The 21,428-nt window shown below is 56.2% G+C and carries 24 protein-coding genes and 1 pseudogene; 16 read left to right on the top strand and 9 right to left on the bottom strand.

What is annotated here, in order from left to right; genetic code table 11:
* The 3 genes from AC1RO0_RS29805 to AC1RO0_RS29795 form a co-directional block, all read right to left on the bottom strand.
* The coding region (locus tag AC1RO0_RS29805) for an error-prone DNA polymerase (RefSeq protein ID WP_498596144.1) at positions 1-2,506 on the bottom strand (2,506 nt) is incomplete at its 3' end.
* The gene (locus AC1RO0_RS29800) at positions 2,503-4,014 is read right to left on the bottom strand and encodes a Y-family DNA polymerase (protein WP_498596143.1); all 1,512 of its coding nucleotides are present in this window, start codon (positions 4,012-4,014) and stop codon (positions 2,503-2,505) included. The genes AC1RO0_RS29800 and AC1RO0_RS29805, both read right to left, overlap by 4 nt.
* Positions 3,935-4,687, bottom strand: a complete 753-nt coding sequence (locus tag AC1RO0_RS29795) for an ImuA family protein (protein WP_498596142.1) — start codon at positions 4,685-4,687, stop codon at positions 3,935-3,937. Before AC1RO0_RS29795 ends, AC1RO0_RS29800 begins: the two co-directional genes overlap by 80 nt.
* Positions 4,688-5,035: 348 nt before the next feature.
* Between AC1RO0_RS29795 and AC1RO0_RS29790 the strand changes: the two genes are divergently transcribed.
* A complete protein-coding gene (locus tag AC1RO0_RS29790; protein WP_498596141.1) occupies positions 5,036-5,245 on the top strand; it encodes a hypothetical protein in 210 nt (69 codons plus the stop codon).
* Positions 5,246-5,251: 6 nt separating this feature from the next.
* Here the strand turns inward: AC1RO0_RS29790 and AC1RO0_RS29785 are convergent, their stop codons facing one another.
* Complete coding sequence (locus AC1RO0_RS29785) at positions 5,252-5,899, bottom strand: SOS response-associated peptidase (RefSeq protein WP_498596140.1); 648 nt, start codon at positions 5,897-5,899, stop codon at positions 5,252-5,254.
* 41 nt (positions 5,900-5,940) lie between these two features.
* Positions 5,941-6,609 (bottom strand): SOS response-associated peptidase family protein, encoded by a 669-nt coding sequence (locus AC1RO0_RS29780; protein WP_498596139.1) that lies wholly within the window; start codon positions 6,607-6,609, stop codon positions 5,941-5,943.
* 241 nt (positions 6,610-6,850) lie between these two features.
* Between AC1RO0_RS29780 and AC1RO0_RS29775 the strand changes: the two genes are divergently transcribed.
* Positions 6,851-7,330 carry a hypothetical protein gene (locus AC1RO0_RS29775; protein ID WP_498596138.1) on the top strand — a complete coding sequence of 160 codons (480 nt, stop codon included), beginning with the start codon at positions 6,851-6,853 and terminating at the stop codon, positions 7,328-7,330.
* A gap of 119 nt (positions 7,331-7,449) precedes the next feature.
* The gene (locus AC1RO0_RS29770) at positions 7,450-7,764 is read left to right on the top strand and encodes a helix-turn-helix domain-containing protein (RefSeq protein ID WP_498596137.1); all 315 of its coding nucleotides are present in this window, start codon (positions 7,450-7,452) and stop codon (positions 7,762-7,764) included.
* A gap of 19 nt (positions 7,765-7,783) precedes the next feature.
* On the opposite strand, the gene AC1RO0_RS29765 is transcribed toward AC1RO0_RS29770, so the two are convergent.
* Entirely contained in the window at positions 7,784-8,146 is a 363-nt protein-coding gene (locus tag AC1RO0_RS29765) for a type II toxin-antitoxin system RelE/ParE family toxin (protein WP_498596136.1), read from the bottom strand.
* A 535-nt stretch (positions 8,147-8,681) separates the two neighbouring features.
* On the opposite strand from AC1RO0_RS29765, the gene AC1RO0_RS29760 reads away from it, so the two are divergent.
* On the top strand, positions 8,682-9,095 hold the full coding sequence (locus AC1RO0_RS29760) for a hypothetical protein (protein ID WP_498596135.1): 414 nt from the start codon (positions 8,682-8,684) through the stop codon (positions 9,093-9,095).
* A 59-nt stretch (positions 9,096-9,154) separates the two neighbouring features.
* Here the strand turns inward: AC1RO0_RS29760 and AC1RO0_RS29755 are convergent, their stop codons facing one another.
* From AC1RO0_RS29755 to AC1RO0_RS29745, 3 genes and pseudogenes are all read right to left on the bottom strand, one after another.
* A complete protein-coding gene (locus tag AC1RO0_RS29755; RefSeq protein ID WP_498596134.1) occupies positions 9,155-9,505 on the bottom strand; it encodes a hypothetical protein in 351 nt (116 codons plus the stop codon).
* Positions 9,506-9,689: 184 nt separating this feature from the next.
* Positions 9,690-10,061: pseudogene (gene rplL / locus AC1RO0_RS29750) on the bottom strand (50S ribosomal protein L7/L12); the annotation flags it as partial.
* 104 nt (positions 10,062-10,165) lie between these two features.
* The gene (locus tag AC1RO0_RS29745; protein ID WP_498596133.1) at positions 10,166-10,771 is read right to left on the bottom strand and encodes a hypothetical protein; all 606 of its coding nucleotides are present in this window, start codon (positions 10,769-10,771) and stop codon (positions 10,166-10,168) included.
* A 260-nt stretch (positions 10,772-11,031) separates the two neighbouring features.
* Between AC1RO0_RS29745 and AC1RO0_RS29740 the strand changes: the two genes are divergently transcribed.
* The 12 genes from AC1RO0_RS29740 (at position 11,032) to AC1RO0_RS29685 (ending at position 21,419) form a co-directional block, all read left to right on the top strand.
* Complete coding sequence (locus AC1RO0_RS29740; protein WP_498596132.1) at positions 11,032-11,208, top strand: hypothetical protein; 177 nt, start codon at positions 11,032-11,034, stop codon at positions 11,206-11,208.
* Positions 11,205-12,011, top strand: a complete 807-nt coding sequence (locus tag AC1RO0_RS29735) for a hypothetical protein (RefSeq protein ID WP_498596131.1) — start codon at positions 11,205-11,207, stop codon at positions 12,009-12,011. Before AC1RO0_RS29740 ends, AC1RO0_RS29735 begins: the two co-directional genes overlap by 4 nt.
* Positions 12,012-12,015: 4 nt before the next feature.
* Positions 12,016-14,490, top strand: a complete 2,475-nt coding sequence (locus AC1RO0_RS29730; protein ID WP_498596130.1) for a type IV secretory system conjugative DNA transfer family protein — start codon at positions 12,016-12,018, stop codon at positions 14,488-14,490.
* 268 nt (positions 14,491-14,758) lie between these two features.
* Positions 14,759-14,938: a hypothetical protein gene (locus tag AC1RO0_RS29725; protein ID WP_498596129.1), complete on the top strand. Its 180-nt coding sequence runs from the start codon at positions 14,759-14,761 to the stop codon at positions 14,936-14,938.
* A gap of 88 nt (positions 14,939-15,026) precedes the next feature.
* A complete protein-coding gene (locus AC1RO0_RS29720; RefSeq protein WP_498596128.1) occupies positions 15,027-15,866 on the top strand; it encodes a hypothetical protein in 840 nt (279 codons plus the stop codon).
* Positions 15,866-15,997: a hypothetical protein gene (locus AC1RO0_RS29715; protein WP_498596127.1), complete on the top strand. Its 132-nt coding sequence runs from the start codon at positions 15,866-15,868 to the stop codon at positions 15,995-15,997. Before AC1RO0_RS29720 ends, AC1RO0_RS29715 begins: the two co-directional genes overlap by 1 nt.
* A 134-nt stretch (positions 15,998-16,131) precedes the next feature.
* Positions 16,132-17,907: a hypothetical protein gene (locus AC1RO0_RS29710; RefSeq protein WP_498596126.1), complete on the top strand. Its 1,776-nt coding sequence runs from the start codon at positions 16,132-16,134 to the stop codon at positions 17,905-17,907.
* Between the two features lie 2 nt (positions 17,908-17,909).
* Positions 17,910-19,331, top strand: coding sequence for a hypothetical protein (locus AC1RO0_RS29705; protein WP_498596125.1), 1,422 nt, complete (start codon positions 17,910-17,912; stop codon positions 19,329-19,331).
* A gap of 330 nt (positions 19,332-19,661) precedes the next feature.
* A complete protein-coding gene (locus AC1RO0_RS29700) occupies positions 19,662-20,252 on the top strand; it encodes a hypothetical protein (protein ID WP_498596124.1) in 591 nt (196 codons plus the stop codon).
* A gap of 10 nt (positions 20,253-20,262) precedes the next feature.
* Positions 20,263-20,424: a hypothetical protein gene (locus tag AC1RO0_RS29695; RefSeq protein ID WP_498596123.1), complete on the top strand. Its 162-nt coding sequence runs from the start codon at positions 20,263-20,265 to the stop codon at positions 20,422-20,424.
* 82 nt (positions 20,425-20,506) lie between these two features.
* Entirely contained in the window at positions 20,507-20,713 is a 207-nt protein-coding gene (locus tag AC1RO0_RS29690) for a hypothetical protein (RefSeq protein WP_498596122.1), read from the top strand.
* A gap of 25 nt (positions 20,714-20,738) precedes the next feature.
* On the top strand, positions 20,739-21,419 hold the full coding sequence (locus tag AC1RO0_RS29685; RefSeq protein ID WP_498596121.1) for a hypothetical protein: 681 nt from the start codon (positions 20,739-20,741) through the stop codon (positions 21,417-21,419).
* Positions 21,420-21,428: the final 9 nt, after the last annotated feature.

The raw sequence follows: 21,428 nt of genomic DNA, 5'->3' as shown, positions 1-21,428 counted from the left end.
GTACTCCGGATCGACGCCACATGTCATCGACGCTTTCGAAGGACAGATCCATGCGAGCAGCGGTGACCCGTGCCACGTCAGCTTCCGCTAAACCTCGTACCATGCGCATGCCGAGGCGAACGGCATGACGATCACTTCCTTCGATAGGCTCCAGCGTACAATCCCAGCGGGATCGGTTGACGCAAACGGGTCGGACTTCGACCCCATGCCGTCTGGCATCCTGAACGATCTGGGCAGGGGCATAGAAACCCATGGGCTGGGAATTGAGAAGCGCCGCACAGAAGGCGTCGGGATGGTGACACTTAACCCAGCTGGAGGCATAGGCAACCAGCGCAAAGGATGCTGCGTGGCTTTCGGGAAAACCATAGGAGCCGAACCCTTCGAGCTGGCTGAACGTTTTCTCGGCGAATTCCGGCGTGTAGCCATTGTCCACCATGCCCGAGACGAGCTTGTCCTTGAACTTCGACACGCCGCCCGTGTGCTTGAAGGTCGCCATGCTCTTACGGAGTTGGTCGGCCTCGCCACCTGTAAATCCTGCGCAGACCATCGCGACCTTCATCGCGCTCTCCTGAAATAGCGGGACGCCGAGGGTCTTACCGAGCACGGCCTCCAATTCTGGAGTCGGGTATTCGACTTCCTCCTTGCCCTCTCGCCTGCGCAGATAAGGATGAACCATGTCGCCCTGGATCGGGCCGGGGCGAACGATCGCCACCTGAATGACGAGATCATAGAAGGTCCGTGGCTTTAACCTTGGAAGCATCGCCATTTGGGCGCGAGATTCGATTTGGAAGGTGCCGAGGGTGTCGGCCTTGCGGATCATCGCGTAGGTGGTCGGGTCTTCCTGCGGGATTTTCGCCAGATCGAGGTCGACATCCTTGTGCCGCCTGATGAGGTCAAAGGCTTTGGCCATGCAGGTCAGCATGCCGATGGCGAGCACATCAACTTTCATGAATTTCAAAGCTTCGATGTCGTCCTTGTCCCATTCGATCACCTGGCGATCGACCATGGTTGCTGGTTCGATGGGTACAAGGTCATCCAGACGATCATGCGTCAGCACGAACCCACCCGGATGCTGTCCCAAGTGTCGAGGTGCGCCCATGAGCTGCTGGGCCAGTTTGAGTGTAAGAGCCAGTCGGCGATCATCTGGATTGAGGCCCTGTTCCTTGAGCCTACGCTCACTCACCAGCTCTTCGGACCAATCCCACATCCCCGAGGAGAGTGCCTTGATAATGTCCTCGGGTAAGCCGAGCGCCTTGCCGACATCCCGGATTGCGCCCTTTGCCCGATACCGGGTTACCGTTGAGCAGAGCGCGGCCTTGTCTTTACCGTATGTCTTGTAAATCCACTGAATGACCTCCTCGCGCCGCTCGTGTTCGAAGTCGACGTCGATATCAGGCGGCTCATCGCGCTCCTTGGAAACAAAGCGCTCGAATAGGAGATCATTCGTTTCGGGATCGATGGATGTTATCCCGAGGATGTAGCAGATCGCCGAGTTGGCAGCGGATCCACGCCCTTGGCAGATGATCCCTTGACTGCGGGCGAACCGAACGATGCTGAAGACCGTCAGAAAATACGGCGCGTATTTCATCTCTTTGATGAGATCGAGTTCGTGCCGGACAGACCGGAGTACCTTCCGGGGCAAACCTTCTGGATAACGGTTTGGGATGGATTGACGGACATAGTGCTCCAGCGATTGCTGGGCATCCATCCCCTCTACGATTGCTTCCTCGGGATATTGGTAGGTCAGCTCCTCCAGCGAGAATTTGCAGCGATCGACGATCTCCATTGTCCTTGCCAAAGCCTCAGGATATCTCGGGAACAAGCGCTCCATTTCCTCAGGCGGTTTCAGGTACCGATCCGCGTGCCTTTCGCGCGCGAAGCCCACTTCATCTATCGTTGTGTTGTTGCGGATGCAGGTGACAACATCTTGAAGCTGTCGGCGGCTAGGCTCGTGAAAGAGGACGTCGTTGGTGACGACGGTCCTGACCTTATGCTTCGCCCCCAGATTCGAAATCTCGTGCAGCCGCAGCTGGTCGTTCGGGCGTCGCCTCAGACTAAGGGCGACATAGGCCCGGTTTCCGAAAATATCGGCCAATTTCCGAAGCTGGACCGCGCAGACCTCGTCGGCAAGGTCAGGCACGAGGACCCCGATCAGACCTTCCGCGTAGAGAGAGACATCCTCGATATGAAGAATGCAATTATTCTTGCCGCCGCGTCCCTTGCCGAGGGTCAGAAGCCGGGTCAGGCGGGAGTAGGCCGCGCGGTCGGTCGGATACACCAGAACTGACATGCCATCCTGCAGGTCTAGGCGACATCCAACGACCAAACGAAGTCCGGTCGCCCGTGATGCTTCCAAGGCGCGAACGATCCCAGCGAGGCTGTTTCGATCGCAGATCCCAAGCGCCTCGATTCCAAGCATCTTTGCGGCCCCAAATAGTTCGTCGGCAGAAGATGCGCCGCGAAGGAAGGAGAAATGGGTCGTGACCTGCAACTCGGCGTACGTCATGCGAAGATCCCGTGCAGGAACCAGCGATGCGACCCCGTCTCTGGATCGACGCCGTCACCGCTGCGATAGATCCAGAATCGCTCACCGCCGTCGTCCTCGATGACGAAGTAATCGCGCACCGCTTCCAGCTCGCTGTCACGCTTCCACCATTCCCCAAAAATCCGCTCCGGTCCGTCAGCACGCTTTACTCTTCGTCGCTTTCCCCGCCACGTAATGCTGGCAGGTGGATGATCAGGCATCAGCGCTATGGCTTCGATCTGTTCGGGATGAGCGAGCAGTCGTATCGGCCGTGGCCATTGGCTGGGCCACGTCGCCTTGACATCTGGGGCGGCAGCTCCAATCCGCGTTGTACTGCGTTCAGGAACATCGGAGGGGATCGGGGCAACACGATAGACGCGCTGCCCTCTGTTGCCGAACACGTCGATCAGCGGTGTGATGTCATCGTCTTGTTCGATCATCAGATCGGAAGATCGTTGCTCCTCCTCAAGCGGCTGAGAAAACACAGCGACGAGGGTCAATTTCTCGATCCCGAAACCCGGTTCGATCTTTTCGGTGCGATCCCGGAACAGCTTGGTCAACCAGGCGACGTCGCGGGCAGGCTTGGCCGTTCCTGCTCGTATGGCCTGCCTTGTGCCATCGACCTTCTCGACAATGAGGTCGGTTCTACGGATACCCAGTCCCTTGCACTCCAACTCGGCGACAAGCTGCACGATAAGGCGTTCGACATACTTGTTGATCGTTTCCGCAGCACCGATGGGCTCGGCAAAGGAACGACTGACCTCGATCAGTTCGGGCGTCCGGATGGGGTCGATAGGTTCTCCGACCCGGCCGAACATTTGATCCAGCCGTCTTCCGATTTCGGGGCCGAAGCGAAGCGTCAACGGCGCACGAGGCGTCGCAGACAATTCGCCGATGGTTTTGAAGCCAAGCACCCGTAGATCTCCAACGATCTTGTCCGGCAGCCGAAGGCGCGAGATCGGCAGATGCTCAACGGCACGGGCCGTCTCCCCAGACGGGATGATGACAATCTCCCTATTGGTGGCGCGCGCGCAGGCATGAGCCGCACCCCACGTGTCGGCGATAGCCACATGGGGTGTAAGTCCCCGCGCCCGAAAACGGTTGGCGATCCCGGTCAGCATGGGCAATTCTCCACCCTGCAGGTGATCCGCACCCTCGGTATCCATGACGATCCCATCGGAACCATCCATCGCAACGATCGGTGAATACTGAGTGAGGGCCCAAAGCGTGATCCGCTCGAGAGCGACCATATCGGCAGAGGGATCGGCCTCGATTATCAGGAGTTCCCTGAACAGTGCCTGCGCCTCGGCCGCCTTCATGCCAACACGAACACCCGCCTCCCGCGCTGAGATATCAGCCGCGGACACCCATCGTTTGGAGCCGCTTCTGGCAATGACCGCGATCGGTTGCTCAGGCAAAAAGGCGGGATTTGCCCGTCTGATCCTGTCGGTCGCCAGGTCCGGTAGAAATATCGATACGACCCGAGGCATCACACGCTCCAACTACAAACTCTGCGCATTCGCCTGCTTTCACCCTCATCAACTCCAGAAACCACCTTGGCCTGCCGATACCCGGAACGGGCAGCTCTTCAGATGGCAGTAGGCTAACTCTCCAGCGTGTCGTCGACGCGGTCGGTTGTCCGAAATCCGACGCTTCCGTCTGCCTGCGCCAGCGCCTGACGGCGAGACCCATGGTGCCTGTCTTCTCCGCTGCCAATTGCAGGCGTCGAGAGGCGACCATCGGCAGACGAACGATCTCGCCGACGACAGCGCCGAGGCCGCCAAATGAAAGGGCTTCTTCCATCGACGCTAGGACATCTTCCTCCCTGTCGGCCTCGACAAAGACGACCCGATCCGGGTGCAGGCCAGCTTGAGCCAGAGCAGGAAAGAAGAGGTCTGGGCGCGTAAGGCACCAAACGATCTTCCCCTTGGTCCGCGCGGCAATTCCGGCCACGAACAAGGCTGCTGCCGCGCCGTCCACGACGCCAGCGCCTCCTCCTGCGAACTCGTGCAATGCCCCGTAAGCAAGGCCACCACCGGGAAGAACGGCGTCAATCTCGCGAACTCCGAACGGCAGACAGTCGGCCTTGCGCGCAACGCTTCGCTCAAGTGCTGCGATGCGGGTACGAAGATCCGATATGACGTGCTCACGGGCAGCCGTCATTATTCACTGAATCCTTCGGTTCGTGGGGTGGAAACACGACCTGATGTCGTCATAAATGATTTATGTTCCCGTTCTGTTCCCAAACAAGAATTGAGTCAAGATGAGTCAATGCAGGAATTTATTCCCTTAATTTTAGGGATTTTGAAATTACCGAGATGAATCAAATCTGTAGGTCGAAGAACGAATGAAGAGTCGCCGAGCAATATTTTGGGAGAATATGACGTTTGGCAGGACTACAGCGGTTTGTCGCTAGGAAGGGGCTTGATTTTCTTTCGACCCAAGGCCCGTCGCATTCACTGTATAATTCATCAGTTGTCATGGGGCGAAACCGATGATTAGTTTCCGCTTATGGACACGAAACTCTCAGATTTGAAACTGAAACCATGGCTTCTCTCGGAACTCAACCAGTTGAGCTACGAGACGGTGAACGATATGGCTCATCTCTCTGTTGTGGAATCTCTCAGGATACCCGGCATGGGTGGTAGGGATTGGCAGAAGATTGCGAAGGCACAGGGCAGGGAACCTTATCCGAGGAAAAGGCGACCCTCCTCTGGGTAGGACATCCTACAACAGCAAGGCATTCCCTGCGTCTGGCGTCTTCTTCTTCACCCACAGATCGCGGGTCCGTTCGATCTCCATTAGTTCGGGAGGAAATACGCGTTTCTGGAGCGCGACCAGATCCTCGAAACTGCCCTTCATCCATTGCTCGTATTCGCTCGGGTGAAGAAGCACTGGCATCCGGTCGTGTACGGGCGATACGGCTTCGTTGGCGTCCGTCATCGCTCCGGAATAGACTGGTCCCCACTCGTCGGACACCCGCCAGAGGCCGCCCCATGCGAAAATCGGCTCATCGCGAAGACTGAACCAGGTGCGGGTTTTTGATCCTTTCGGGCCCTCCGCCTCGGCGAACTGGGTAACGGGGATGAGGCAGCGCCACTGAGGCTTGCGCGCAACTCCGACCCACATTGGCTTCGTCAAGTCGGCGATGTTGTTCACAGGTATCGGCTTCGCATCGGGCTTCATTGTCTTGAGGCGCAACGGAAAGCCCCAGGTCATCGACCGCATCTCCCGAGCGCCATCTTGCTCGATGACGGCAATTCCCGGTGTGCCGGGATAGACCTCCTCGGGCGCGTTCGATTGAACCGGGTTAGCGACCCCAAAATAGCGGGCAACTTCGTCTGCGGATTTCCGAACCGTATACAAATTGCACATGCTGCTGCGATCCTTTCGAGCAGAGGGCGCGTTAAGCGGGACTAGATTGGCATGGACTCGCGGCGGAGGAAAGATTTCGAGCGTGGAGGCATTCCGCTCCTCCATAGATCGCGAGTTTGGAACACCTCGAATTCATCCGACGGTAAAGGCTCACGGAACTGGAATGCGATGACGTCTTTTATGTTCCCGTGCAGCCAGAGATCCCATTCCGACTTCTTAAGGAGAACTGGCATGCGGTCGTTGAACGGCCGCACCAGCTCGTTGGCCGTCATCGTCATACCCGCAAACACGGGACCGAATTCTTGAGTGTTCCGGCAGAACCCCGCCCAAGCCAGCAAAGGCTCCTTCGAGTTCGTGAACCACGCTCTGGTCTTTCGCCCCTTTGGCCCATCCGGATTGGCAAAATGGGTAATCGGGATGAGACAACGATATCGAGGATCGACGACGATGTGGTCCCAGAGAGGATTTGTCAGGTCAGCAACCAGACCGATGCGACCCGGCGGCTCACCATTCAATTGCATATCCCGCGTCTGGCGTGGAAAGCCCCAAGACACCGATTTCAGCAGTCGAAGGCCGTCCTTTTCGAGGACGATCAAGCCCGGTGTTCCTTCGATTGTCTCGCTCGGGACGGAGACCGAAGATGACACATCGACATCGAAATGCTTCGCGATCTCCTCGGCCGTCCGCGCGACTGCAAACAGTCTGGACATGAAACCAGCCTCGCCGCCTCAGATTTTCTCTAAATAACATATGAACAAAAAGTGAACAAGCTGTTTGCGATAGTTGCGCAAAGAAGATTGCTAGGATGTCGTACGAAAGCCTGGCCGTTGACAACGGCTGCGGAGTTGGGTTGCTTTCACGTCAAGTGATGCGGGGCACTTATTTGTTGAGGAGCTTCGGGAGCCGACGGACGAGATTTCCGCTAATGGTTGAGCCGGATGTAGAAGTCAGATGATGGACGATTTCACAGGTAAGACGACAGCGGAGCTATTGACGACGCACGCGGCGATCATGGAAGAGCTGCGCAGTCGGAATATTGTCAGGAGTGCCAACAATCCCACGGGAGACCTGGCGGAATACCTCTTCTGTGCTGCATTTGGCTGGCAGCAGGCGGCAAATTCGGTCAAAAGCTACGACGCCATCGACGCCGCGGGCATCAAATATCAGATCAAAGGCCGCCGCATTCATCAGCGCAATAAGTCTCGCCAGCTCTCTGCAATCCGTGATCTGAACGGTTTCGATATACTGGCTGTCGTCCTCTTTGATGATGATTACAAAATCACCCGGGCGGCGTTGATATCCGCAGCCACGATCAGGGCAGGGGCGACCTATATCGAACATACCAACAGCTATCGATTCATGGCGAGAGACGCTGTCTGGAGCATGAGTGATGTTGTCGATGTGACTGAGAAATTGCTGGCGGTCCCCTGAACGGGTGGCCGCCTCGTCTTAAAGAGCGCCTTATATTACATTGAAAGAATTTAGAGATTGAACTTGACGCTACGGTCAAGTTGAACTACATACTGGTTTCAGTATATAGGGAAAATGATATGGAACGCTTAATCTACGATAACGTCTTCGAGGCTCTCGTCGACGATAAGGATGAAGCGGCCGACCTGAGCTTCCGAGCTGGTTTGATTTCCGCGCTCGTCGATCTAGTTGAGGATCGCGGCTGGAAACAGGCCGATTTGGCAGAGGCATTAGGTATCCCACAGCCCCGAGTTAGCGAGCTAATGCGCGGGAAAATTCACTTGTTCTCCGCAGACAGGCTCATAGGTTACCTCGCGCGCCTGGGCGTCCGTTTCAAACCATCTTTCGACCAGCACAAGGTTGTTTGCGCTGTTGAAATGACAGAGGCCGCTTGACGCGGCCTCAGATGTCTTTCTACTTTTTCCTCTTCTTCCTTTCGTCTTCCGCTACCAATGCCATCATCGCTTTGTAGCGCTCTTTCACCGTTTCCATCGCCGCCCTGTCGACCCCATTCGTGGTCTTCGTGAAGGCATGCAGTACGAAGACTTTGTCTCCGTGCTTGGCGCAGTAGACGCACCGAAATGCGGGACTTCCGTTTTCGATTAGCTCGATCACCCCAGGTCCGATTCCAGTAAGATACTTGAAATCTGATAGGGGGTTTTTGCCCTCTTGCACCCTCTGCAGATCGACGCCGAACTGAAGGCCGATCTCCTTTGGAAGTTTCTTGAGTGACTTTTCAGCAGAACTATTCACGAACCCCAGTTGTAGCTTTTCCAAAATTTACCTCTCAGTCTCACATAGCACCTCTCTTTCCCGCTTGCGGTAGCTAGCGGATCCTAAGTCTGTCGGTGTTTGGGATTGTTTGAGGCAAACGCCAAAAACCGTTGACATGCCTATATATAGCGCATATCACCGGGGTAGTCAACTGTGGGTTACGGAATTATCCTATGGTCCGAACATACCGCTAGCCGTAAAGCCTGTCAAGAACTTTTTTCGAATTTCGTACTGGACTTTTCAGACCACGCTGTCACAGCGCTCTATTCTCAGTCTAGTTTTGCGAACCTTGGCGTGTTCGCTTGCAGTGCTTAGCATGTATTGCAGCGATCCTACTGAACCCCCGTAGAACAAGAGTTACCAGCCTGCTGTGGTAGCTAAGTTCCCTTAGGTGCAGATCGCTCAAATGGAAATTTCGCGCCTTGGCCTCCGATAACATTCCTTATCGGACGTTATGAATTAAATTGTTAATCTTTATCTAAGCTCGACAATTAATTTGAAATGAGGAAAAGTAACTCTGCTATTACGGAGGCTCCTTATGAAGCGAACAGTTGTGGCGGTTGTAGTAATGGGTTTCGGATTGTGTAGTCAGCCGCATGTCGCGGCTAGCAAAACAGCCATTGGAGCGGCTCTACAGGCGTGCTTAGAAGTAGCAATTAGCCATGGGGTAAATAAAACTACAATAGACGGTAGTACATCTCCAGAAATTACTCTTTGGTGTAGTGGCGATGAAGCACGAACACTGTATGATGAAATAGGTATATTCGTCACCACGAAAGATTATGTAACACAAAGGGGCGATAAACATCACTTGCGTTGGTTCGGCGCTACGCATGCGCCCGGTTCCTCTCAATGCTTCAACATTTATGAAACTGCAGATCGCCATCCGGCGAATGATTTCATTTGCCATATACGCATGGACCTTGATGATTTTATCCCGAACAACTTCTAATCCAATCGTTAGTATTCCTTATTGGGCACTAGGATCGGACTAGCTCGCATGGAAGCAGTTCAATTTCCATCCTGATCTGGGAGCAATTTGGTGTTCGGCGATAGATCTATCTGACGCTTGCCAAAATCCGACCGCATGACAGCTACATCCGAGGTGACGCGCTCAATTCGAGAATTCAAATCACCTGCAGCGGCATGCAAGATCGCGTGGGTTTCCTTCACTATATCTAATTTGTTCTCGATACCCATCATTTTCATTTCATGTCTCAAATCGCGAACGTCTTGGCCTAAAGCCTCTATCGTCGCCGCCATTTCTTTCTGAATTGCTTTCAATTCCTTGACCTGTTCAACGATCTGCAGGGTATCAGCAATCTCTCGTGCGGCGTCCGCTACCTTTTTCTTAAACATCATCTCGTGCCACCGCCCGTTTCATCGCCTCGCGTATGAATTCAGTCTGCTTTCCGACTGGTTCCAGTTCATTTGCGCCTAGCATTTCGAGCGCAAGATTGCGGGCAGCCGTCCAGTCCTCTTCACTCATGACTTCTGGAGCGTTCTCTTCAGCGGGCAAAACCTCAATGACAGCAACTCTCGATCCGTGGACTACAAGTTGGGCACCGGATTGTTCGAGCTTGGTTTTGATCTCGGCTGCTTCCGCTTTCGAGATTGCTTCCTTAACGGCCCGCGGGGCCCTTTCGACAAGGTCCTTTGCTTCCTTGAGACCCAGGCCAGTGATGGCGCGGAGTTCTTTGATAACATTGATCCGATTCGGCCCCGCTTCAGTCAGGATTACGTCGAATTCGGCCTCCCCTCCTGCGGCAACCCCAGAAGACCCTTCTTCCCCCGCTTTCGCTACTGGTGCGGAGGCGGAAACTCCCCATTTCTCTTCCAAAAGTTTAGAAAGCTCAGCCGCATCCAATGTGGTCAAACTTAGGAGGCGTCCCTCAATTATTGATTTATCTTTCGCCATTGTGCACCTCTTCCACGAGTGTCCACTATCCCAAGGGTAAGTAAAGTAATTTTACCTAGTATACTCCCATTTGACCGCAGCCACGGCCGTCTTGGGATCGATGTTCAAGGGACAACTCCGATTCTCGCTTTCGACGGCCAAAATAGCCAGTTCTTTTCCGCACAAAAATTAGCGACGAAATCGCCAGCTACAAAAGGTCTCGGGATGGTGTTGTTGATTACGCTTTGCGATAGCTCCCGGTCCGAAAGGCTGAGGTCGAACCATTCCTTCTCATGGGGTGTCCAGACAACGTTGTCGGGCAGAAGAACTTTCAGGCGAGGTGCGTCTTCCGCGAGTTGGCACCAGATGGCAGCGCCAATCTCAGTGATCTCCACCTTCTGTTGCGCGCGCTTTTCAACGCGGGCCAACAGAGCCGCAAAGACAAACCACGCCCATCTTCGCGAGTTTATCTCATCGCTCTTATTCTTCTCGAGCTGTTCGACTGCTACCCGGATGAAATCTTCAATCGTGGTTGGTTCCAGCTGGTGATGCTTCGCGGCCATTGCAACCCCGGAGAGGGTCGATAGGAGGTTTACATAAGCGACCAAACTATGCGCCCGCGTTGCAGCATCGATCTCAGTATAGAATTTGGACACTGCTCTTGCGAATGAAAGGTCATCAAGCGCCAGTAGAGCAAGAAACTGGTTTTCCTTCTTTTTCTTCCACCACATCTTGGCTCCTTGGTCGCTTGTGCGGACTTCGGACGTGATCCCACGCCCCGAGGACTTGCCTGGCTACAGCCTCACTGCAATCCAAATCCGCTGGATATCTTTACGGTTGTTTCACTTTGAATCAACCCGGATTAGGCGTGTTAAGGTGTCGGTTACCGCGTTCGGGCTCAAGTGCGATTGTGGATATCAGGCTACTTCACAAGTAACCCGATGGGTCCCTATGTTGGCGAGGCAATATCTTACCAACGGGAAGCAAAAACATGACGACAAGCCTTGTTTTGCCCCCCGATCAAGCCCGCCTTCTAAAGCAAGTGGCCGCAGCCCGTATGATGCGGGGGTCGATGCAACAAGCATCGGTATCGGAAGTCATCCGGCAGCTCATAACCGAAAATGAAGAAGCTTTGCGGGCAGAGATCGCAAGGGAGCAAACCGTATGACCGAACACCAGCGAAATGTAATAGCTGCCGATGAAGTGCCAGCGATCGATGGCTCGCCAACCAACGCAGGGTCGCCCACGACACGGGATAGCCAGGCGAAGCCCGAGGAATATCCCGACGGCATCAATCCCCGTTGGGATGTTACCCAGATCGCTACTCGTGGGCATGTCCTTATTGGCCGCCTGGAATACATCTTCGAGAAGACCAAGTTTCCTGCCATCTGGTTGTGGCTGCTATTGATCGTCCTCACCTTGTTGATGTTCAACGGCAAGATCGCCGCCTTCGGCCCTCGTCTCATGTATTTTGACGAACGTGGCATATTCCAGCAGATGCTGACCTTCAATCCAGACACCTACTTCGACATTGGCGGGGGTCTTCGAACTGGCCCCGATCTGGCTTGGCTCGGCCGCTATGCCCCTACTCCCGAGAGCCTGTCTGTTGCCGATCATGAGGCGCTGATCGCGGCTGTCGTCGCTGACAGCGCCAAGTATGGGGCCGATGGTGCAGCATGGGAGCAGGTTGCCTTGCTGAAAACTCAACCGATGATAACCCGTCCCGCGAAGGCCTTCGCTGAGAAGTCAGCCGAGCTGCGGAACGGTGTCATCGCGATCCCCGAAAACGGCCACGACATCATCGTGTCCGCCTACGTCGAAGGTCGTTGGGCCTTCACCATCATTCGCGGTGGCAATTGCGCCTCATTGGTTGGCCCTGCCGTTAAGCAGTGCAGCAATCAGACCCGTGAGGCCGGACGGTGGAGTGATGTGACCGTCGCAACGATCAAAACCCTCAAGCCGAAGGAGTAAGACCATGCAGGAATTACTTGGGCTCATCGCATTCTTTTTCACGTACCCGTTCCTGCTAATCTATCGAACGATCAGACGGGTCGTGAATTCCGCATCTTGGTTTGTTGCGCGCCTACTGCGGCTCGACAGACTTGTCTCTAAAATGTCCGGATGGCTGATCCGCCGCTCGGATGGTTTCTTCGCCACGCATCGAGATCCGCTGCTTCGCGGCGATCTGCTAGCTCACGCCGAGAACGAATATCCCCGCGACATCTTCCCGACCGCTTGGGAAGACATACCCGACGACGTTCGACATGAACTTGTTTGGGATGGCCGCCTGCTCAATGGCCGCAGAGTTGCCGAACTTGCGAAAGCAAAGATCACCGACGAAGTGGTCGGCAATGCGCTTGTCCGCTCGGGAGTTCATGCGCTTTCGCTCACACTGCTGATCGTGGCGATCCCGATGTTCTTTGTTGCAGTAGACGCTGGCCGCGGGCTTTCTGCCTTGCTCGGTCCGCACACCCCCTTCCCTACGTGGGCGTGGGACAACGGCGCTTACTTGCCTATCGCCGCCTGGTCGATTCTGACGGTGATCGAACGCCTCGCGTTTCTGCTGCAGGTTGCCATAATGTCGGGCCTTGGCCTTATCGCATTCCCGCTCTTCTGGTTGTTTGCCTTCGGGGCTGCCATGAATAGCGCCTGGAATACCGCGTCCGCCAACTACCGGGTGGCAACGCGAGACTCCGAAGTGTTCTGGAAATCGAATTTCCTTACCCGCCAAAACCAATATCTCGCCTATTGCCGAGAGGTGGACAACGCCTGCCATCGCCTCAAGGACCAGCCGATCATCGCAGTCGGCGAAGCTACGGGTTTGATCCGAGGCCGCGGCGACATGGAAGCGCCGGATCGCGGGACAATCGTGTCCTTTGACGGCGAGAGCATTCGGCAACACACGCTGGTCGGCGGTGGCACTGGTTCGGGCAAGACCCGCTTGATCATGCGCCCGTTGTTCAAACGCATCATGAAGGCCAATTGGGGTCCGTCCCATAGGATTGGAGCCTATGTAACGGACGGCAAGGGAACCTTGTGGAAGGACCTCGCGCCTGTTGTCGCCGACCGTACGGATACCGCGATCCTTGGCACGGGTGAAGGACAGTTCGGCCTTGATCTCTGCCAAGGCATGAGCCCGCTCGAGATCTCGACCACGTTCAAAGCGGTGGCTGGCCAAATCAACGGCGAGACGAAAGACAGCTTCTGGCCGGAAAGCGCGTCGCTGTTGCTCATGCACTCGGCCGCTGTTGCACGTGCACTCCACCTGCATAAACCGACGCTGGACGAGTGGAAGCGCCGTCGTGGACACGCGCCGTACTCTCTTATCGGCATTGCGCGTCTGGCATCTGAGCAGTCTTCCATGGAGGGTGCATTCGAACTGATCGGCGCGTTCCTCGATGACCTCGACGAAGACAGCCTCACGACCGAGGAGCGAGAAGTCCTCCGTGCCGCTTCGGACTCGAGAGACTGGCTTGCGAATTCCCATTTCAAACTCGCAGACACTACCAAGGGCTCGATCGTCGCGAACGTCTCGTCCGTTCTCGGCAAGCTTTCCGGTGCGCCTGACGTATCCAAGCGCTTCTGCTCAGGAGCCTTCGAGAACATGGTAGACGTGGATCATGCACTCAAAGGCGGTATCCTTTTCGTCGCTATCGGGGAAACTGAGCATGGTATGGCAGGCAAAGTCGTGAATTGCTGGCTCAAGACCCGCCTGTATATCCTAGCCAAGCGCCGCCTCCAGACAGATCCGGAAGGTTGTCAGAATACGTCTTGCGCTCTGTTCGCGGATGAATTCCAGATGCTTGCAACCGTCGGTCCTGACACCGATACAACCTTCTGGAATATAGCTCGCGAGACAGGTGTATTTTTGGTTGCGGCTACGCAATCGGTGGCCGCTCTAAATCAGGCTATCGGTAAGGAGGCGACCGCTAATCTGATGAACCTCCTGCGCTCCAAGATCATCTTGAAGACCGAGGAAGTCGAAACGCTGCAATACGTGAAACAGCTGGCAGGCGAGGTCGCCCGTGGTTGGGAATACGAACCAAACTTCTATGCCACGCAAGCGACCAGACAGTTCGAGATCGGCAATGGCGGCCAGCCCCGTATCTCGGTCAACGGATTCCAAGGATTGTTCCCGCAAACCTTTACGGCCTCGACCGAGCAGGCAGCGCCCTATAGTGCAAGCCATCTTGCGGCGATGTGGCAGCGGGCTTCGAATCCGGTTGGCCACGGAACGGTTGACACCGGGGACGGCGGGGCTAGCCAGAACGCACAGTCGATGGCAATGCGTGAAGAAGATCAGAACCGTGCGACTTATACGGGATCACTGCAAATCCGTCCGAAGATCGACACGGACGAACTCCTTGTCGGCTCTGGCATGGCCTTTGCAATCATTCAGCGAGCTGGCGGTGACCGCATGGACATCATCGACCTCGACATTGCAGCCTAAGCGGCGATCGATGAAGACGACCGGAAAGGGGGCTTAACGGCCCCCTTTTTTGCGCCGGGAGTAGGGCCGAAACAAGACTCGGAGAGGCGGAAAATATTAACAAATCACCTTCCAAAATGTTGGCATTTTAGGGCTGAAATTATTGCGGCTTAAAGGTTTGCGAGTGTAGCGAAATTATTGATATTACTACATTATTTTGTTGCTATTGGAACCCGATGGGTTATACATTGTAGCCGTTGAATTTTGGCCGTTCTGGAGGGCAAAATTAATGCGTGCTATCGCCTTCGCCATCATCCTCGTGCCGATCTTTGCCACCTTTGTGGCTTCGCAGCAGGCGAACCGTAATCTCCAGAATTGCTGGAAGAAATACGGGGTTACCTTCGCATGCTACGGCGATGGAAAATATGATCCCGATCGTTTTATCCGTGGCCCAGAGCCTCGCCGCTAATCGCGCAAAGGTTTCATTCACCTTTTGCGTTAGCTCGGCCTTTGCATCCCTCTAGTAGTAATGAGTAAAAACAAGGGAGACTAATCGAATGCCTGGACCTGGCTTTGGCGGAGGTGGCTTCACCTACGACGACGATGATGATCGCAATGACAACCATCAGCCTCCGATGGGAGAAATTGACGCGGAGATTGGAGGCTTTACCTACGACGACGACAGCGACCTGGACGACGATCAAAGGAGGTCGGCGGCGGCAGGCCGTGGCGCTTTCACTCCGAGCCTTGACAAGCCTGGGACCTACATGGGTGGACAGTCCCGGGAGGAAGAAGAGCAGCGGGAATACATCATCGCCTATGGCGACCAGACGATGCCCAAGGAGAGCCGTCAGGCTCGCGAAGGACGTGAGCGGGTGCAGGCAGAGGCTCGCGGCCTCGAGGAGCAGGATCGCGCTGCCCACCGCCAACCGCCTCAAGAGGAGCAGCCCCGCCAGATGAGCGAGGACATGCAGGCTGTTCGCGACAAATTCCGCTCGCACGCCGTCGCCCATTCGAACGAAGTCGATCAGGCGCTGAATGGCCCACTCAAGGGTATGGCCTCGCTTGATGGCTGGCGTCAATCACGGGACGCAAATTCGCAGGCAAAGCCAACGCTCAAAGATGAGGCCGTTGCATTCAAGGCGGCGGGTAGCCAGCCGAAGCAGGGGCAGACGGTTGTCGAAGCGCTGCGTGAGCGTCAGGCCAACGGCAACCAGCAGCCGATCACGGATCGCAACGGCAATCAGTATCGTCTGAAGGATGACAAACTCGTTATCTCAGATCGTGACGGCAATGGCATTCACAGCATGAATGCCGAAGAAGCCCATCGCCAGCAAGCCGATCATTTTAAGTCGAAGGGCTTGGGATCGGATCAGTCGAGGGGAATGCAGCAATAGTGACGACACTGCTCGAATGCCCTCGGGACCAGGCCTACAAGCTGCGTGACGACCGCGTGCCGATCATCGAGCTTGGCCGCTATCATTGCCCCGACGATTTCTGCCGTGGCAGCAAATGCCGCCGTTTTTGATTCGGCCATGACCATCAATGTAGATGGTTAGAACACCCGCTCACGCCATGACGGCGAATTATTCGTGATGACGGCTCCCGCCAGTGAGATCCGTTCATTCCCTATTTCCCGTAATGCGTAGCAGGAGAATGCACATGACTACGAACCGCACTTCCGTCGAGATCGATAATCTTCTCGGGGACATAAACGAGGGTCTGGGGCCAAAGAGGTCCCTCGATGATATGATCGACGCAGGTGAGGAGCGCCCCGCAGATGTCTCCGAAGAGGCATGGAAGGCGGCCGAGCGTGCCTACTTCCACCGAATGACGATTGAGAACACGCCAGACGAGTTCGTTCCCGGCACGCCTGCCTATAGCCGCGAACACGGCGAGTATGGGCATTTTCCAGAGGAGGACTTCACTCCAGAGGAGCGGGCTGCCGCGCAACTTTCGTTTCGGGAGTATGCCCTTGAGCAATTGCAGGGCGAAGAGGTTGGCACCGTTGCGGGTATCCGTGAGCTCTATCGTGATGGTGTCTGGACGCTTGACGGCGATATTCTGACCTATGCGGACTTCGAAGACGTGGTGATCTCGCAGTGGAGGGCCGAAGACCTCACGACCGAGATCGTCGCCCATCAATCTGGCCCAGCCCAGCCCATTTCCGATGCCGAACTCGATGAGGTCTTCGAGAAGTTCGCGGATGCGCACATGCGTTCCGTCCATGATTTGGACAAGCGCGGCGAGACCCCGGCGCTTTCAACCGAACAGGTGGATCTTCTGTTTTCCAGCCAGAAATCAGAAGACGAGAAGATGTTGCAAATCGCGGACGAGATCGAGAACGGCTTCGAACCCGAAGGCGAGTTGTTCTCCGAGCTGAACGACTTGAGCCACACGCTGCACCAGGCCCGCGAATACTGGTGGGCAAACCCGACAATCACGTCGTCGATGGAAACCCCGACGGAAGGCCAGGTTGCCGAGCTTCCCAAGGCTGACGAGAGCAAGGTACTTCGCTTCGAGGCTATGCCAGATCGCGCCCAGGCGGAAAATATGGACGATCGCGTGGATGATCTCACCTTTGATGTCCGCGTTGCAGTGATCGGGCAGGCGAGGCCCGCCGTTGCTGTGCAGCAAGTTGCCTCGAGCAATCACTTCGATCTCACGGCTACGATGGCCGCAACAGCCACGCCGATTGCCGATGGCACCGCGTTGGTGGACGGCCCCGCGCAGTCCGCCAAGGAAGCTCCAGCGTTCTTGAAACCCCGCGGTCCCGATTTCTCGACGCGGCCTAAGGCTAAGCAGCTGGAAGCAGCTGCGACCACCAAGCTGACGAGCGAAAGCCCGATTGTCCGTCTCAGCGACTACGACACTAAGGTGAAGCTTGCATCCGACGAGATCATCAAGCGCGGCGCAGGCGTCTCCATCGAGCGCATTGCCTATCGTCTCGATGGCAAGGAGATCGTCGCCAGCTACGAGATGAACAAGGCAGGCAATGTCATTCACACCGACTACAACGGCAGGAAATTCGAAATGTCGTTCGAACAGGCCAAGCGTCATGAGATCGCAGAGCTTGCCCAGCTCAATACGAACGCATTGATTGCCATCAACATGATGGCGACCGATCCCAAATTCTCCCTCCGTCAGGGCGATGCCACCTACTCGGTGAAGAACGGTTTCTTCGTCCGCAAGGCTGATGACGGTTCGATGAGAAAGGAACCGCTTGCCAATACGCAGCGGCGCTTCATGGTCCGAGTTCGGGAGATCGAAGCCATGATGCCCGCGCCGAATAAACAACCTAAGCAGACCACGCAGCCAATGCAGTTGGTGCAGCCCGCGAAAGCACACGGCCTCAAAAGCATGGCTGCTGATTTTCGCGCCGCAGGGCAAGTCAACAATCAAGCTGCAAAGGCCACTACCGCAGAGCGGGAGATGTAACCATGAAGAAGACCATCACCTCTACTGTAGTAGCCCTTCTTATCGCGTCATCTCTTGCAGGTCCCGCAAGCGCCAACGATGTGGCCCGCATGATCGTCGGCGGAGCAGCACTGCTTCTTGGTGAGGCTGCGAAAAACAGCGGCCATCGTCCAAGTAACAGGGACCCGGGAAGAGGAGACACGCTGATCGGGCGCGTCGACGGTAGTCCCATTCGCGGTCAGGGAAAATCAAACCAGGCGGCAAGGAACAAGGGGCGGCCGACCCGTGACAACGCTGTCGCCTTTCTCCCTTTCCCAGCTGTAGTCCCGATCCCCGAGAGTAGGCCGTCGGCCGAGGACATGGTGGCATGGAATGCAGCAGCTCCGGAACGGGAGGCGCAAGCCCAGGCGGCGGATCCCCTCGACATGAGTACAACCGCCTCCACTGCGCAGCAACAGCCCATGCCAGCGCCAGCCGAGGAAGCGACTGTCGAACTGATCGACAACGAAAACAAATCGTGGGGTAAGGTTACCCCGGCGCAGCGGGACAAGGCGGTCGCCTTGGGTCGGCTCGGAATGAAGGCGGCGGATGCCTACCGTGCTATCGGCCTCAAGGGACCGATCGAGGTACCAGTCGAGCCCACCGGACGCGATCTAATCGATGAGGATGGCCGTCTCTGGGGCAACGTTCCCATGGAAACAGCCGACCGCGTCTGGAAGGCCGTAGACTTGGGGATGAAGCCGTCCGAAGCGATCCGTGCGATCACGAAACTGCAAGATCCGGATGTTGCCAAGGCGAAGGCCCTGGCGGAAGCCGATGCTGCCAAGGCACTCGACGAGAAAACACTTGAGAGCTGCATCAAGAAGGCAATCACCATTCCGGGAACGAAGTGGACCGAATGCCGCCCGTACGAAGCCCAGATGGAGGTAGCCTACCGCAAGGATAAAGCCGCCCAAATGGCAAGGGGGGACGCGCAACTCGCGACCTGCATTGACAAGCGCCTCGATCCCACGACGAGTGAGCAGCGCTTCGCGGAATGCAAGCTGCTGGAAGGCGAGATCGCTTACCTCATCGGGAAGGATGCGAGATTGGCGACCATGAACTTTACGCAGCTTTACAACGAGGCCAACAAAGCACCGACCTCTGAGGAGCTGGCCTATCAGGCGGCTGCCGAGGCTCGAAAGCAGCAGGCCGCAACTGAGCTGCATAACCGAGGGCAAGCAGTGGCGAACCAACAGGCTCTTGGCGACATCCTGGCATCGGAGCCCTCGGATGGTTTCGCCGCACCCGCAGCGGAGAGCCAAACCGCCGCGGCCCCTTCCGTCGGGACGGGGAAGGATGGGATCGACGAGGGGAAGACTGCTGCCATTGAGCCTACGCCCGAAGCCCCCAAGCCAGTCGAGGAGGCTCCAGTCAAGAAGAAGCCCAAAAAGCTCGATCTCTAAGACCGACATTCCGCGGATGGCAAGGCGGCTTTCGGGCCGCCTTTTCCATGGTCGCAGCCTTACTCTGTTCTCCCTATTTTGGAACAGTTGTGCCCGCTTTTGGAAACATGTTTCTGGCGTTTCACCATCTGGACCTCTTGTGTTCACGGTCAGACAGGCGCTCGCCATAGGCGCGCCCGGTGAATTGGGACTAGGGCCAGAAGATCGATAAAATTGCCCGGAATAGAAGCCTCGATAATTCACGAAAAGCCTTGAGATTCAATAGCAATTCATTGACATGGTGACCCAGTGGGTCCTATATTATAGGGAGCCAACAAGGAGTTCCTGCGTATGTCCGGCGGTAAGAAATTTAGTCACCTTTCATGGCTCCAGCGCCGCTGCCTGACGGACGCTTGTCAGCGCATGTTTTTCGCCGTGTCCGACTATCGGGTCGGGGAAGACACCACAATCGCAGCCGACCTTTTCAAGATGGGAGCAGACAGCGTGATCGAGCATGGCGGTGAGCGCTACGTTTATGTCGAGCAGACCGTGAAGACTATTCCGATCCTTTTTCCGACCCTCGTCATGCAGGGCCTCAAGCGTGAGAGCGATGGCCTGTGGGCTAGCGCCGAGATGATCCATAAAATGGTACTCTCAGATCGCAACCTGCCCCTGCCGCTATATCCGAAGTTCCATAAGCCGAGTTGGTTGTGGGGACCATGGTTTGTCGTCTTGGCGGTGCTGTCTCTGATCGGGGGGGTGGTTTTCTTTGCGCTCCTGGTGGCCGCGACGATCCTCGTGATCCTCTTTTCTGTGTTCATGGATCTGGTGTGGGATCGGGTGCGAGGAAGGGCTGATGAGTTCCGCATCCCTCGCAAGCCGCCCGTGGGTAGCCTGACGGACGAAGAGGCAATGCGTCTTGCCCGTAAGCGCGATTTCTAAGGAGGTGTTCATGCTGCTACGCAATTGGCTTGAAGCCCTCGCTTTCGGCAAGTTGGATTACGAGGGTGCGATCTGCCTGATTCCGCGATTGTTCGCCCTCCATCTCGAAGAGGTGGAAGAAAAGAACCACCTCGAAGAGCTGCGGATTGCTCGGCAGGAGGGAACCGCCTGATGACCAAAGGCTTTGCATTCGTCGAATACGATCCCCTCGCTCACTTCGCCACCGAGGATCGCCTTGAGCCAAAGGAGCCGTCATGAGCCAGCACGACAAGGCCCGTAAAGAGGCGATCCGCCAGCGCTTCATCGCCAAGCATCAGACCCGCAAGGCTGCCATGGTGGCAGAGTGGGAGGCCAATATCGCGGACGCAATCAAGGGTGGCCCAATCGAAACCCGGATGACGATCGAGCACGGCTTGGCCTTCCTCAGAGCTGGTGGCGAGCGCAAGTCCACCACCCATTGATCCCATTTCGTCCATGGAGAGTATCATGTCGAACATCCTGCAGTTTCCGATCTTCCAGCAGCCCACCTCGGATGTGGTCGATGTTGCCGAGCTCGTTCGAGAGATCAAAGCGGTAGTATATCCGCGCGCCGAAGATCAGTTGGCGGCAATGATCACCGGGCTGGGCGAGATCGAGTGCGGCAGCCTCATCGAGAAGCACTCCGACCTTCTTTTTGAGGCCATGCCCGGACGCGACGATCTGCCGAACGACGTGGAGCGTCCGTTTTGGGCCGAGCAGTACAATGCCGCGTACGAAGAGATCAGGCAGGCAGAGACGCTGATCCAGAGGGCAAGAAGCCGCCTGTCCTTAACGCTGTTGCATGCCTTCCCCGAGCAGAAGGCGGTCAATCCCGATTGGATGGATGCCTATGTCGGCGCAGCCCACAAGGCGGTCGACTTCCAGACCTTCGACAACCGGGACGGCACCACCGTCATTTCGGTAAGCTCTGCCGGGATTTGCCGCCACATCGAGTATAGCGACGCCGACATGGCGCTCCTCGCCTTGATCCTGCGCAGCCACGGCTTCCAACGCCACCGCTTGGACGGCGAGAACGGGCCGCAGTGGTTTATGCGCGGGCCGATCACCGACGACATCAAACTCAACATCGGGGCCGAGCTGGAGAAATTCGATTTCCTTGCCGTCGCTTGGGAAGACATCACACGCTAGGAGAGATCA

Source organism: Rhizobium sp. GW821-FHT14E12, assembly GCF_058803745.1.
Note: the sequence above shows the minus strand (reverse complement) of the source record. Positions and strands in the feature narration are given on the sequence as shown.